Consider the following 13009-nt stretch of genomic DNA (forward strand, 5'->3'; position numbering starts at 1 on the left):
CAGGCATGACGACCGAGACCGCGCACCGGGCCGGTGCGGCCGGCAACGCCGACGGGGTGGGCGCGTGGGCGGTGCTGCTGCCCGCCGAGCGGTACGAGGCCGAGCGGCTCGTGCACCACGACACGCTGGAGCTGACCGGGCTGAGCGACGTCGCCCGGCCGGGGCCGGGAGACCAGGTGGCAGTGCTTGTCGACGGGCCGCCACGACTGGTGGCCCTCGGCCGGGTCGGCGCGCCGGGTCAACGCCACCGCGAAGACCCGGACGACCCGCAGTCCCCGACCGAGCCGGGGACGCTCGTCGTCGCGTACACCCGGCGGGCCTTCGACGAGCCGGTGCCGGCCGACCTGCTGACGCTCGACGGGCCGGTCACCGCACTGGAGCCGGCGGCCTTCCGGGCGCTCGCCGACCAGCTCGGTCCGCCTCCGGCGCGGCGCACCTGGCTGGTCAGCCTCGACCTGCCGATCGAGGCCGGCACGCCGGCCGAGGCGGTTCGGTTGTTCTGGTCCTACGTGCAGGAGTTGGGCCCACGTGAGCTGCCCGCCTTCGTCTCACCGGCCGGTGACGAGTTGGCCATGCAGGCCTTCGTGCTGGGCGAGCAGGCCAACCAGGATCCGGAAGAGGACGACTAGAACAGCTTGTCCACCCGCCCCTGCCAGTCGGCGAGGATCGGGCCCGGGTCGGTGTCCAGCACCCGCTCCAGCAGCGTGGCGTAGACGTCCCGGAAGTCGGTGGTGTATTTCAGATCACCGTCGTCGAGGTCGGTGAGGCTCGGTGGCGCCCCGTGCCAGCCACCCCGGACGCCGGCGCCGAGCAGCAGCACGTCCGAGGCGGTGCCGTGGTCGGTGCCGTCCGAGGCGTTGGCGCGTACCCGACGGCCGAACTCGGAGTAGACCGCCACCACCACCTTCCGGCCCGCCTCGGTGCGACTCATCCGGTCGGCGAACCCGGTCAACGCCCGGTCCAGCTGACCCAGCAGGACGGCCTGCAACTGCTTCTCGTCGGCGTGCGTGTCGAAGCCGCCGAGCGACACCGAGAAGACCCGCGTGGACACTCCCGCCTCGACGCACTGCGCGACCAGGTCGAGCTGCGCGTCCAGCGGTGTGCGTGCCCCGCCGGTGGCCGTCGCCGGGGCCTGCTCGCCGTCCTGGTCCGCCGTGTCCGGGTCGGCGGAATCGCGTACCTGGCGGATCATCTCGTCCACCGACCGGAGGTCGGCGAAGCAGGCGGCCGCTCGACCCCGGGCCGCCGACTCGCCGGCCTCCGCGGCGGCGAACGCGGTGAGCGTCTCCGCGGGCAGCCCCTTGGCGGCCTTCCGGTCGGTCACCGGCACGGCCGCGCCGGCACTCTGGGCCCCGGCCAGCAGCGGCGGGAGCGCGGGCTCGAAGGAGACCGCCAACCGGGGGTCGCCACCGGACCGGTCCAGCCACCGCCCGAGCCAGCCGGTGTTGCCGGGCCGGTCCGGTTGCGCGGTGTGCCAGATGTCCATCGACCGGAAGTGGCTGCGGTCCGGCTTCGGGTAGCCGACCCCGCGCACGATCGCCAGCCCGCCGCCGGACCAGCGCTCGTGCAGGCCGGCCAGCGCCGGGTTGAGGCCGAAGTCGTCGTCCAACCGCCGCACCTCCCCGTCCGGGTACGCCAGCTCGGGGCGCGCCGCCCGGTAGGCCGGGTCGCCGTACGGGATGACCGTGTTGAGCCCGTCATTGCCGCCGTAGAGGGTCACCAGCACCAGCGTGCGGGACTGCGGATCGCGGTCCCCGCTGGTGTCCAGCAGGTCCCGCAGGCTGTACGCGCCGGCCCCGGCGGCCAGCGCGCCCGCGCCGACCACTCCACTGGTCAGCAGGAACCTGCGTCGGGTCAGGGTGTCCATGTCGACTCCTCCGCTCAGCTGACTGTGTATTCGGGGCTGACCAGGCCGGCGGCCAGCAGCTTGCGGGGCTCACCGGCCAGCGGGGTGAGGGCGGCACGGGTGCGTGCGCCCCAGCCGTCGACCACCAGCAGTCGGGCCAGTGCGTCCGGTCGACCGGCGGTGGGCGCGGCGGTCAGCCGGGCCAGCACCGCCGGTGCCGTGGCGGCGGCGAGCACGCCGGCCGTCCGTAGCCGGGCCTGCAACGAGGAGGTGGTCAGCCAGGCGGCCCCGGCCGGCCAACCGCCCACGCTCGGCGGGCGCAACGGCACCTGGTCCAGCGCGTTGAGGCCGCTGAGCAGTTGTCGGCGTTGCTGCTCGGGGAGCGCGGACGGCCGGATGCCGAGCTGCCGTAGCGCGCCGACCAGCCACTCCACCGGCTGCTTCACAAGCGTGCCCCGGGTCTGGGCGAAGGCCGGTGCGGAGAAGACCGCGCGCACTGTCGCGATGGTGTCCGCGCCGGCCAGACCGTCAGGTGCGGGGGTGTCGGTGCCCGCGTAGCGGAACCAGAGCCGTCCGGCCACGAAGGTCGCCGCCGCCGGTTGGGCGGCCAGCAGACCGGCGTACGCCTCGGCGTCGAACCGGCCGCTGTGCCCGAGGATGCTCTTCTCGCCCGGGTCGTGCCGGCGGGCCTCGAAGCGGGCGGCGCCGGTACGCCTGTCGACCACCCAGCCGGTCAGCGCCCGCGCGCCGGCCTTCACGTCGGCCTCGCTGTAGGCGCCGATGCCGAGGGTGAACAGCTCCATCAGCTCGCGGGCCAGGTTCTCGTTCGGTGCCTTGCGGGTGTTCTTCTGCCCGTCCAGCCAGACGATCAGGGCGGGATCGCGCACCATCGCGGCTACCAGCGGGCCGAGCGGCCCACGGCCGTGCCGGCGCAGCGTCTCCAACTGACCCACCATCAGCCGCGCCGACTTGACCTTCTGCGCGCTGGTGGCCCAGTGCCCGTGCCAGAAGAAGAGCAACTTCTCGGTCAGCCCGTCCTCGGCGGCCACCATCCTGTCCAGCCACCACTCGGTGACCTGCTGGAGCTGCTTACGGCGCTCCGCGTTGGCCTGCTGCCGCTGCTCGCGGGTGGAATCCTTGGTCAGCTCGGCGTACGGGTCGGCGGGCAGCGTCGGGATCGGCGTGGCCGCCGCACCCCGGTCCGCGCCGGACGGGGTGAGCACCCGGTTCAGGGTTGCCGCGAGCCCCGCCCGCTCGGCCGCGTCCACCTCGTCGGCGGTCGGCCCGAAGGTGGCCCGGCGCAGCAGGTGCGCCACCGCTTCACGATCGCTCATACCGGCCGACGCTAGGCCGCCCCTGTTCGAGGACGGTAAGGGCGGCGTCCGGATCGCGTTCAGCGTCCCTCGAAGACCGGTTTCTGCTTGGCGACGAAGGCGAGAGTGGCCGCCCGGTGGTCGGCCGTCGCACCGCAGATCGACTGGGCCTGCGCCTCGGCCGCGAGGGCGTCGGCGAGGGTCCCGGCGTCGGCGATGGAGAGCTGCCGCTTGATCGCCCCGTACGCGACGGTCGGGCCGGCGGCCAGGCGGGCGGCCAGTTCCTGGGCGACGGGCAACACCTGCTCGTCGTCGTCCGTCAACCGGTTGAGCAGGCCCAACCGGCAGGCCTCCTCGGCGCGGACCGGCTCGGCCAGCATCAGCAACTCGACCGCCTTGGCGTGGCCGACCAGTCGGGGCAACGTCCAGGAGGCGCCGGTGTCGGCGGCGAGACCGACCTTGGCGAAGGCCATCAGGAAGCTGGTGCTCGGACCACCGATGCGGATGTCGGCCAGGAACGCCAGCGACGCGCCCGCCCCGGCGGCCATCCCGCGGACCGCGGCGATCACCGGCTTGGGCAGGTTGGCGAGCCGGGCGGCGATCGGGTTGTAGTGCGCCCGCACGGTGCCCAGCGGGTCACTCGCGGAGTTTCCCAGGGTGGACACGTGCTCGCGCAGGTCCTGACCGGCGCTGAACGACCCGCCGGCCCCGGCGAGAACGACAGCGCGGCAGGACCTGTCGGTCTCCAACTCGGCCAGGGCCTCCCTCAGCGCCTCCTTGAGCGCCACGTCGAACGCGTTCATCGCGTTCGGCCGGTTCAGCGTGAGGGTGACGACGGCGTCGGTCCGGTCGACCAGCAGCGGCTCGGTCACGTGTCTAACGACCCTTCTGTCGGACGATGCGGTTGCCGGCGTCGAGGCACTGTTCGACGTACCGGTCGGCGGCCGGACGCAGGCGGGCCGCGTGTCGGTCGAAGAAGCTGGCCGCGGCGGTGCCAGGCCACCGCTCGGGCAGCAGCGCCGGGGGCAGCTGCGGGTCCTGGAAGAGGAACGTACGCCACGCGTGCACGAGCCGGAAACGCGTCGCGTACGCCTCCTCGTCGCTGCTGCGCACGGTGACCGCGGCGAGCAGCGGGCGTTGGTCCGCGACGAACCGCTCGTAGGCGCGGCCGATCTCGGCCAGGTTCCAGGCTCGTCGGACCACGCCCATCGCGCCGGGGGTGCCGGAGAAGTGCGAGGCGGTGAACCGCTCGAACCGGATGCCGGTCTCGGCGAGGAGCAGGTCGACATCCTCGGCGGGACGGGTGGCGACCCAGGTCTGCTCGTCGAGCGTCCCGTAGCCGAGGAAGCTCAGGTTGGCGGCGAGTCGCTGGCGGTCCCGCCGGGAGCCCGGGGCCTCCAACACCAGCAGATCGAACCGGCCGTCCCAGGTGACCCGGCCGGTCCGGTAGATCCGGGCCGCTGCCTCGTCGAGTCGCCGGGCGGCTTTCGGTGTGATCGAATATCCCGGCCCGGAGACCAACCGGAGTGGCTCGAGCCAGCCCTGGCGCACCATCCGGGACACGGCGGTGCGAACTGCTGGCGGCGCGATTCCCAGCGGCGCCAGCAGCTTGACCAGGGCAGCAACCGGTGCCCGGCCACCCCTCGGACGGAGGTGGTCGCCGTACAGGTCGAAGAGTGCCGACCGTGCCTGCATGACCGCACATTGTGACAGGCCTTCTCAAGATAAGCTAGATGCTGTTACATCAATGCTGCTCCGGTTTGGGTCCGGCGGTGTTCATCAGGGAAAATCGTTGGTCGACACCCCCGTGACCGTTGCGGGTGGTCGTGACGAAGTGGCTGTGGGGCAACCCACCGACCCTGGTGTAGGTCTGAGGGGAGACAACATGGCGGCGATGAAGCCGCGGACGGGCGACGGTCCGCTGGAAGTCACCAAGGAGGGGCGGGGCATCGTCATGCGGGTCCCGCTGGAGGGCGGTGGCCGGCTCGTCGTCGAGATGACTCCCGACGAGGCCAACGCGCTCGGTGACGCACTGAAGGCAGCGGCCGGCTGAGTAAGGAGTGCTCCGGGCGGCTCACGCCGCCCGGAACGTTCTTTGGACCCTGAGCCACCGGAATCGCCGGTGGCTCAGGGTCTTCAACGCTGCGGGCAGGCGGGTTCGCTGCCGGCCCGCGACACTTTCCTGGAGGTACGGTTCCGCGTGCTCGCCATCCGTCTGATCGCCGAGCCCGACCGGCTCGACGTCCTCGTCCTGCCCGTCCGCCCCGCCGATTCGACGGCGGACGGTGACACCTCGGCCGAGCCCGTGTCGACAGCTGTGGCGGCCCCGGACGGCACGGCCGACGAGGCCGCCGCGCTGGTGTCGGCGGCCCGGCTGAACGGCCGAGCCGGCGAGATCCACACCCAGCTGCGCCCCGGGCGTACCCCCGGCCGGCTGCTGCTGCTCGGCATCGGTGCCGGCGACGAGGCGGCCTGGCGGACGGCCGGAGCGGCCCTGGCCCGCTCCAGCGCGGCTGAGACGCATATCACCATTGCGCTGCCGGTCGAGGTGACCCCGGCCGCGGTTCGCGGGTTGACCGAGGGGCTGCTGCTCGCCCCGTACCGGTTCCGACTCACCGAGGCCGGCGACCGACCGGCGCTCAGCGACGTCGACCTGCTGCTCGGCGACCCGACCGCGTACGAGGACACCGTCGCCACGGCCCGGACCACTGCCGCGATGACCCACCTCGCCCGGGACCTGACCAACACCCCCTCCTCGGTGAAGACCCCGCAGTGGTTCGCCGACCAGGTGGCCGCCGCCGCAGCCGATCTTCCGGACCTGCGGCTGCGGGTCCGTGGCCCGGCCGAGCTGACCACCGAGGGCTTCGGCGGGATCCTCGCCGTGGGGGGTGGCTCCGCCAGCGGACCCCGACTCGTCGAACTGGACTGGCACCCCGCCGACGCGCGCACCCACGTGGTGCTGATCGGCAAGGGCATCACCTTCGACACCGGCGGCATCTCGATCAAGCCGGTGGCGTCGATGAAGCTGATGCGCAAGGACATGGCCGGCGCGGCCGCGGTCGTCGCCGCCACCCTGGGCGCCGCCGCGCTGCGGCTGCCGGTCCGGATCACCACGCTGGCCCCGCTCGCCGAGAACATGGTCAGCGGCTCGGCGTTCCGCCCCGGCGACGTCATCCGGCACTACGGCGGCACGACCAGCGAGACGACCAACTCCGACGCCGAGGGTCGGCTGGTCCTCGCCGACGCGCTGGCGTACGCGGTGCAGCAGCTCAAACCGGACCTGCTGCTCGACCTGGCCACGCTCACCGGCGCGAACTCGGTGGCGCTGGGCAAGCGCACTGCCGCGCTGTACAGCGAGAACGACGAGTTGGCCGCCGGCGTGCTGGCGGCGGCCGAGGCGGCCGGCGAGTCGGCGTGGCGGATGCCGCTGCACACCGACTACGTCGAGTACCTCGGCAGCGAGATCGCCGACCTCTACAGCGCGCCGGCGCAGGGTGCCGGCTCGGTGCTGGCCGCGCTCTACCTGCGCGAGTTCACCGGCGAACTACGGGACCGCTGGCTGCACCTGGACATGTCGGCCCCGTCCTGGGCCGACGGCGACCAGGCCGAGGTCAGCCGCGGCGCCACCGGCTGGGGCGTCCGGTCGTTGCTCCGCTGGCTCGCCGACGTCGGCTGACGGGTCAGCACTTCACGGCGGCGAGCAGCCCGTGCCCGACCGGAAGCAGTGCGGGGATCCAGTGCTCCGACTCCCGAACCGCCTTGATCGTCTCGCGAACCGTCACCGTCTCCGCGTCCCGGGCGGCCGGGTCGCCGATCCGACCGCTGGCCAGCACACCGTTGAGCGCCAGCACGCCCCCCGGGCGCAGCAGCCGCAGCGCCGCCTCCACGCAGGCATGGAAACCTGTCGCCTCCGCGTCCACGAACACCAGGTCGTACGCGCCGTCGGCGAGCCGGGGCAGCACGTCGAGCGCCCGACCGGTGATGATCCGTGTGCGCCCGGCCGCGAACCCCGCCTCGGCGAAGATCCGCCGGGCGATCCGCTGGTGCTCCACCTCCACGTCGATGGTGGTGAGCACTCCGTCGGCGCGCATGCCGCGCAGCAACCAGACGCCACTCACCCCGGTGCCGGTGCCGATCTCCACCACCGCACGGGCATTGCCGGCGGCGGCCAGCAGCCGCAGCGCCGCCCCCGCGCCGGGGGTGACCGCGTCGAGGCCCACCTCCCGGGCCAGGCTGCGGGCGGTACGCAGGACGAGATCCTCGGTGACGTACGACTCGGCGAACTGCTGAGCCTGCGTCGTCGAACTGCCGGAACCGGCGACCGTGGCGATGGGGCACCTCCGGGGGCGGTGCGTGGTGCGGGGGCGGGTTGGCACTGTGAGCGTAGAGGCGACCGTCGCGGGGCGCAGCCGCGCCTCCGTCGGAAGCGATCACCGGGGCAACCGCTGACTGCACCGCGTACATCCGTGCAATCCTGGAGGCGGTATCCCGTCAGCCGCGACCAGACCGGCCCGTGGCCGGGCGATGCGGCGCGGGATCCGGGGACGGACTGGGAGGCACCGACGTGACCGACGGCTGGGACTGGCGCCGGGGCGGTGAGACTCCGGCTCCGGCGCGACCGCCCGGGGCAGGAGCCCCGTCGGTGGGGCCGCCGACCACGCCGGGGGCTGACCGCACGCCCTCGCCCCGTCAGGTGCCGGGCCGGCACCGAGCTGGCCTGCGCCTCCCGCCGGGCAGGCGTCTTACGGCGGGCACGCGTCTTACGTTGGGCCGGCACCGGGTTGGCCGGCACCGGCTGCGGGAGGGCCCAGTCCGGCCGACGCGTCGCCCTGGTGGTCGGACGCGCTCGCCGACCCGTGGCGCGACCCGGCAGCGCCGACCGCGGTGGTGGTGCCCGGGGTGGTGGCTCCCGGCACCGAACCCGAGCCGGTCACCGACCCCGACGCGCCGGGCCGGCCGACACTGCGCCACCTGTTGCTCATCCCCGTGATCACCGCGCTCCTGGCCGGCACCCTCGGCGGCGCGCTGGGCTACGCCTTCGCGGTACGCGGTGGCGCTGGTGCGACGGTCCTCGGTGGTGCGCCAGCGGAGGTGCCGGCGCTGGCGCAGCGCAAACCGGAGTCGCTGGCCGGGGTCGCCGAGCGTGTCCTGCCCAGCGTGGTCACCGTGCGGGTGAGCAGCCTCGGCGGGACGAGTGAGGGCTCCGGGTTCATCGCCACCGCCGACGGCCATGTGATCACCAATGACCATGTGGTGGCCGGCGGCACCGGCAAGGCCTCGGTGGTCTTCAATGACGGCAGCACCGCGCCGGCGACCATCGTCGGTCAGGACGCGGAGTCGGACATCGCGGTGATCAAAGTGAGTCGTCCCGGGCTGCGACCCGTGGAGTTCGGCGACTCCGACGCGTTGGCGGTCGGCGACCCCGTGCTCGCCATCGGCTCGCCGCTGTCGCTGGCCAACACGGTCACCGCCGGCATCGTGAGTGCCCTGGACCGGACGATGCAGGCCGGCGAGCCGGGCGGCCCGGTGCGCTACTACGCCGCCATTCAGACCGATGCCGCGGTCAACCACGGCAACTCGGGCGGCCCACTTGTCGACGGCGCCGGCCGGGTGGTCGGGGTGAACTCCACAATCAAGTCGCTCGTCGCCGAGGGGCATGAGGCGGGCAACATCGGGCTCGCCTTCGCCATCCCGATCAACCAGGCCAAGCGGGTGACCCAGGACATCATCGGCACCGGCAAGGCCCGGCGTACGGTGATCGGCGCCCGGGCGGACGGCCCGGCCGGGGTTGTCGGGGGTGGCCTGCGGCTGGCCGAGGTGGAGCCGTCCGGCCCGGCGGACGGCGCCGGGTTGAAGGTCGGAGACGTGATCCTCAAGATCAACGGGCGGCCGATGACCGAGCCGACGGACCTGACCGCGTTGGTCCGCAAGTACGCGCCGGGCTCGGTCGTGACCGTCGAGTATCGGCGGGGCTCCGCCCGGCAGAACACCTCGGTAACTCTCGCCGCGGACGCGAAGTGAACAGCGGCGCACCCCTTGCCCGAAAGCCGTCCGGCGTGCGTAGTCTTGCTGCTGACGCCGAGAGGAGGCCCGCGGGATGCTCGACAACCTGAACTGGTGGGAGATCGGTGCGCTGCTGCTCCTGGCGCTGCTGATCTTCGGCGACCGGCTCCCCGCCGTGATCACCGACGGCCTGCGGTTGGTGCGCAACCTGCGCAACATGGCCCGCAACGCCACCGGCGACCTGAGTCGCGAGCTGGGCACTGACATCCAGCTGGAAGACCTGCACCCGAAGGCGTTCATCCGCAAGCACCTCCTCAGCGAGGAGGACGAGGCGGCGATCCGCAAGCCGTTGCAGGGCGTCTACGACAACCTGCGCGCGGACGTCAGCGGCGTGCACAACGACCTGAAGGACGTGGCCAACGCCGCCGACCTCCGGTCGAACGGCACCCCGTCCGCCGGCACGGCCACCAGCACTCCCTCGGCGCCGGCTCCCCGCGTCAGCTACGACGACGCCACCTGACCGACCCCGTGCGGCCTGGGCCCGTACCGGCGGCCCGCGCCCGCCCGTCTGGGGCACGGCGTTGGTCTGATCAACTCGGCTCTCCGGAAGTCGGCCGTTCAGCCTGCCCGGGATGCCCCGACTTCCGAAAACCCGAGTTGACGGTGTTCGCCGGTGGTCAGCGACCGGCGGGCTTGAGGCCGAGTGGCTTGCCGAGCAGTGACTCGCGGCGCAGGGCGAGCCGGTCGGCGATCGTGCCGAGTGCCTGCGCGGCCGGGGACTCCGGTGCGGCCAGCACGATCGGGTTGCCGGCGTCGCCGGCCTCGCGGACCCGGGTGTCCAGTGGGATCTGGCCGAGCAGTGGCACCTGCGCGCCGATGGTCCGGCTCAGCGACTCGGCCACCGCCTCACCACCGCCGGCACCGAAGATCTCCATCCGGGAGCCGTCCGGCAGTTCCAGCCAGGACATGTTCTCGATGACGCCGACCACCCGCTGGTGGGTCTGCAGGGCGATCGCGCCGGCCCGCTCCGCCACCTCGGCGGCGGCGGTCTGCGGGGTGGTGACGATCAGGATCTCCGAGTTGGGCAGCAGTTGGGCCAGCGAGATGGCCACGTCACCAGTGCCCGGCGGCAGGTCGAGCAGGAGCACGTCCAGGTCGCCCCAGTAGACGTCGGCCAGGAACTGCTGCAGCGCCCGGTGCAGCATCGGGCCGCGCCACACGACGGCGGCGTTGCCGGACGTGAACATCCCGATGGAGATCACCTTCACGCCGTGCGACTGCGGCGGCATGATCATGTCTTCGACCCGGGTGGGTCGGCCGTCCGCGCCGAGCATCCGGGGCACCGAGTGACCGTAGATGTCGGCGTCGACCACCCCGACGGAGAGCCCACGGGCGGCGAGCGCCGCCGCCAGGTTGACGGTCACGCTTGACTTGCCGACGCCACCCTTGCCGCTGGCCACCGCATACACGCGGGTGCGCGAGCCGGGCTGGGCGAACGGGATGACGGGCTCCTCGGTGGCGCCGCCACCGCGCAGCTGCGACTGCAACGACTGCCGCTGCTCGGGGGTCATCACACCGAAGTCGATCTCCACGCCGGTGACGCCGGGCACCGCGGCGACGGCGGCGGTGATGTCGTTACGCAGCTTGTCCTTCAGCGGGCAGCCGGCGACGGTGAGCAGCAGCTCGACGCGTACGACGCCGCTGGCACCGATCGTGGCGGAGCGGACCATGCCCAGCTCGGTGATGGGCCGGCGGATCTCCGGGTCGTTGACGGTGGCCAGGGCGGCCTGGATCGCGTCCTCGACGGTGCTCACGGGTGCTGACATGCCCGCAATGCTACGTCGCGGGGCATCCGCTGCCGCCGCTGCCCGGCGCGGTGTGAGCCAATCGATGACCCGTTGGTCAGCCCTCTGACCGGCGTGGGCCGGTGCCGTCCGGCCGGGCGTCCCGGGTGAAGTCGCCGTCCAGGTCGTCGCGGGGTTCGTCCAGGCCGACACCGTCGGTGGGCCGCTGGCCACGTCGCTCCTGCCGGCTGTCCTTCTCCTGCTGGCGGCGCTCCAGCCGTTGCCGTCGTTGCCCCGCCTCGTCCAGTTCCTCGGCCAGCCGGGCCAGCTCGGAGCGGAGGAAGTCGCGGGTGGCGACCTCACCCAGCGCGATCCGCAGGGCCGCGATCTCCCGGGCCAGGTACTCGGTGTCCGCCTTCTGCGCGGTGGCCCGGCGCCGGTCCTCCTCCAGGGCCACCCGGTCCCGGTCGGCCTGCCGGTTCTGGGCCAGCAGGATCAGCGGGGCCGCGTAGCTGGCCTGCAACGACAGCACCAGGGTCAGGAACGTGAAGGTGTACGGGTCGAAGCGCAGGTTCGCCGGGGCCAACGTGTTCCAGACGAACCAGATCGCGATCACCACAGTCATGACGACTATGAAGTTCGCGGTGCCCATGCCCCGGGCGATGCCCTCGGACCACCTGCCGAACGCCTCCGCGTCGAACCGGGGCAGCTTGACGCCCCGGGGCTCGCGTGGCTGGTCGAGACGCTCCGTCCGCCGCTGGTCAGCCATCCGCGCCGTCCAGCACGGTGTCGGTGGCGCCCGGGGCGGCCAGGGCGTCGCGGTCCCGCCAGTCCCGGGGTAGCGAGTGGTCCAGCACGTCGTCCACCGTCACGGCGCCGACCAGCCGGTTGTTCCGGTCGATCACCGGCATGGCGACCAGGTCGTAGGTGGCCATCCGGCGGGTGATCTCCGGCAGTGGCGTGGTGGGGCGCAGCGGGTCGATGTCGTTGACCACCACCTTGCCCAGCAGGTCGGCCGGGGGTTCGCGCAGCAGCGCCTGGAAGTGCACCATGCCCAGGTAGCGGCCGGTCGGCGTGTTCTGCGGTGCCCGGGTCACGAAGACCTGCGCGGCGACGGCGGGGGAGAGCTGTGGCTCCCGGATCCGGGCCAACGCCTCGGCGACCGTGGCGTCCGGCGGCAGGATGACCGGCTCCGAGGTCATCACACTGCCCGCCGTGCCGGGGGTGTACTTCAGCAGCTGGCGTACCGGGTCGGCCTCGTCCGGCTCCATCAGGTCCAGCAGCACGTCCTGCTCGGGTGGGGGCAGCTCGTTGAGCAGGTCCGCGGCGTCGTCCGGGTCCATCTCCTCCAGGATGTCGGCGGCCCGCTCCCGGTCCAGGGCGGCGAGGATCTCCACCTGGTCGTGCTCCGGCAGCTCGCTGAGCACGTCGGCCAGTCGCTCGTCGTCCAGCGCGGCCGCCACCTCGTTGCGCCGTGCGTCGGGCAGATCCTGCAGCGCGTTGGCCAGGTCGGCGGGGCGCATGTCCTCCAGGACGGCGAGCAGGTTGGCCGTACCCCGGTTGTCGGCGATGCCGCTGAGCCCGCGCACCCGGTCCCACTCGACCTGGTGCAGGTGGCCACGCCGGCTGAGCCGACCGGTCTGCTCGCGTACGGCGACCCGGGTCAGCGACCACTCGCCACCCCTGCTGCACTCCATCGCGACGTCCACTACCGCTCCGGGCTGGCCGCCCGGGTCGAGTTGCACCCGTCGGTCGAGCAGCTCCTGGAGCACCAGCAGTTCGTTCTGGCGTTTCTCGAACCGGCGCAGGTTGAGGGTGCCGGAGCCGAGCACGACGGCGTCCGCGTCGATGGAGGTGATCCGGTTGATGGACAGGAAGATCCGACGACGCATCGGCATCTCGGCGACGAGGCCCACCACCTCGGGCGGACGCTTGGTCGCCCGGAGCCGTGCCACGGCGTCACGAACCCGGCCCACCTGATCACCGTTCGGGTCGAAGACGGCGACTCCGGCGAGACGGGCGATGTAGACCCGGGTCGGCGTACTCACGGGCACCAGCCTAAG

12 protein-coding genes and 1 pseudogene are annotated in these 13009 nt (G+C 72.9%); 5 read left to right on the forward strand and 8 right to left on the reverse strand.

Features of this window, described 5'->3' with window-relative positions; genetic code table 11:
* Positions 1-5 precede the first annotated feature (5 nt).
* Positions 6-629 (forward strand): hypothetical protein, encoded by a 624-nt coding sequence (locus tag ACQP0U_RS03405; RefSeq protein WP_433315699.1) that lies wholly within the window; start codon positions 6-8, stop codon positions 627-629.
* Here the strand turns inward: ACQP0U_RS03405 and ACQP0U_RS03410 are convergent.
* From ACQP0U_RS03410 to ACQP0U_RS03425, 4 genes are read right to left on the reverse strand one after another with little or no spacing between them, the layout of a single operon-like run.
* Complete coding sequence (locus ACQP0U_RS03410) at positions 626-1867, reverse strand: DUF1501 domain-containing protein (protein WP_433315701.1); 1242 nt, start codon at positions 1865-1867, stop codon at positions 626-628. The genes ACQP0U_RS03405 and ACQP0U_RS03410 overlap by 4 nt on opposite strands.
* 14 nt (positions 1868-1881) lie before the next feature.
* Positions 1882-3180 (reverse strand): DUF1800 domain-containing protein, encoded by a 1299-nt coding sequence (locus ACQP0U_RS03415; protein WP_433315703.1) that lies wholly within the window; start codon positions 3178-3180, stop codon positions 1882-1884.
* Positions 3181-3239: 59 nt separating this feature from the next.
* Complete coding sequence (locus tag ACQP0U_RS03420) at positions 3240-4031, reverse strand: enoyl-CoA hydratase-related protein (protein WP_433315705.1); 792 nt, start codon at positions 4029-4031, stop codon at positions 3240-3242.
* A 4-nt stretch (positions 4032-4035) separates the two neighbouring features.
* On the reverse strand, positions 4036-4854 hold the full coding sequence (locus ACQP0U_RS03425; protein ID WP_091394799.1) for a PaaX family transcriptional regulator: 819 nt from the start codon (positions 4852-4854) through the stop codon (positions 4036-4038).
* Positions 4855-5044: 190 nt separating this feature from the next.
* Here ACQP0U_RS03425 and ACQP0U_RS03430 point away from each other — a divergent pair, with 190 nt between their 5' ends.
* Both ACQP0U_RS03430 and ACQP0U_RS03435 read left to right on the forward strand, forming a co-directional pair.
* Positions 5045-5212, forward strand: coding sequence for a DUF3117 domain-containing protein (locus tag ACQP0U_RS03430; RefSeq protein WP_007455245.1), 168 nt, complete (start codon positions 5045-5047; stop codon positions 5210-5212).
* A gap of 147 nt (positions 5213-5359) precedes the next feature.
* Positions 5360-6835 (forward strand): leucyl aminopeptidase family protein, encoded by a 1476-nt coding sequence (locus ACQP0U_RS03435; RefSeq protein WP_433320576.1) that lies wholly within the window; start codon positions 5360-5362, stop codon positions 6833-6835.
* Between the two features lie 4 nt (positions 6836-6839).
* On the opposite strand, the gene ACQP0U_RS03440 is transcribed toward ACQP0U_RS03435, so the two are convergent.
* Positions 6840-7409, reverse strand: coding sequence for an O-methyltransferase (locus tag ACQP0U_RS03440; RefSeq protein ID WP_145786483.1), 570 nt, complete (start codon positions 7407-7409; stop codon positions 6840-6842).
* Positions 7410-7708: 299 nt separating this feature from the next.
* On the opposite strand from ACQP0U_RS03440, the pseudogene ACQP0U_RS03445 reads away from it, so the two are divergent.
* Positions 7709-9180, forward strand: a pseudogene (locus ACQP0U_RS03445) (trypsin-like peptidase domain-containing protein).
* Positions 9181-9256: 76 nt separating this feature from the next.
* Complete coding sequence (locus ACQP0U_RS03450) at positions 9257-9682, forward strand: preprotein translocase subunit TatB (protein ID WP_433315706.1); 426 nt, start codon at positions 9257-9259, stop codon at positions 9680-9682.
* A gap of 157 nt (positions 9683-9839) precedes the next feature.
* On the opposite strand, the gene ACQP0U_RS03455 is transcribed toward ACQP0U_RS03450, so the two are convergent.
* From ACQP0U_RS03455 to ACQP0U_RS03465, 3 genes are all read right to left on the reverse strand, one after another.
* Positions 9840-10988: an Mrp/NBP35 family ATP-binding protein gene (locus ACQP0U_RS03455; protein ID WP_433315708.1), complete on the reverse strand. Its 1149-nt coding sequence runs from the start codon at positions 10986-10988 to the stop codon at positions 9840-9842.
* A gap of 76 nt (positions 10989-11064) precedes the next feature.
* On the reverse strand, positions 11065-11715 hold the full coding sequence (locus ACQP0U_RS03460) for a DUF1003 domain-containing protein (protein ID WP_433315710.1): 651 nt from the start codon (positions 11713-11715) through the stop codon (positions 11065-11067).
* Positions 11708-12994, reverse strand: coding sequence for a magnesium transporter MgtE N-terminal domain-containing protein (locus ACQP0U_RS03465; protein WP_433315711.1), 1287 nt, complete (start codon positions 12992-12994; stop codon positions 11708-11710). Before ACQP0U_RS03465 ends, ACQP0U_RS03460 begins: the two co-directional genes overlap by 8 nt.
* Positions 12995-13009: the final 15 nt, after the last annotated feature.

Origin of the sequence: Micromonospora sp. CA-269861, assembly GCF_050948505.1 — a bacterium.
GTDB lineage: Bacteria > Actinomycetota > Actinomycetes > Mycobacteriales > Micromonosporaceae > Micromonospora.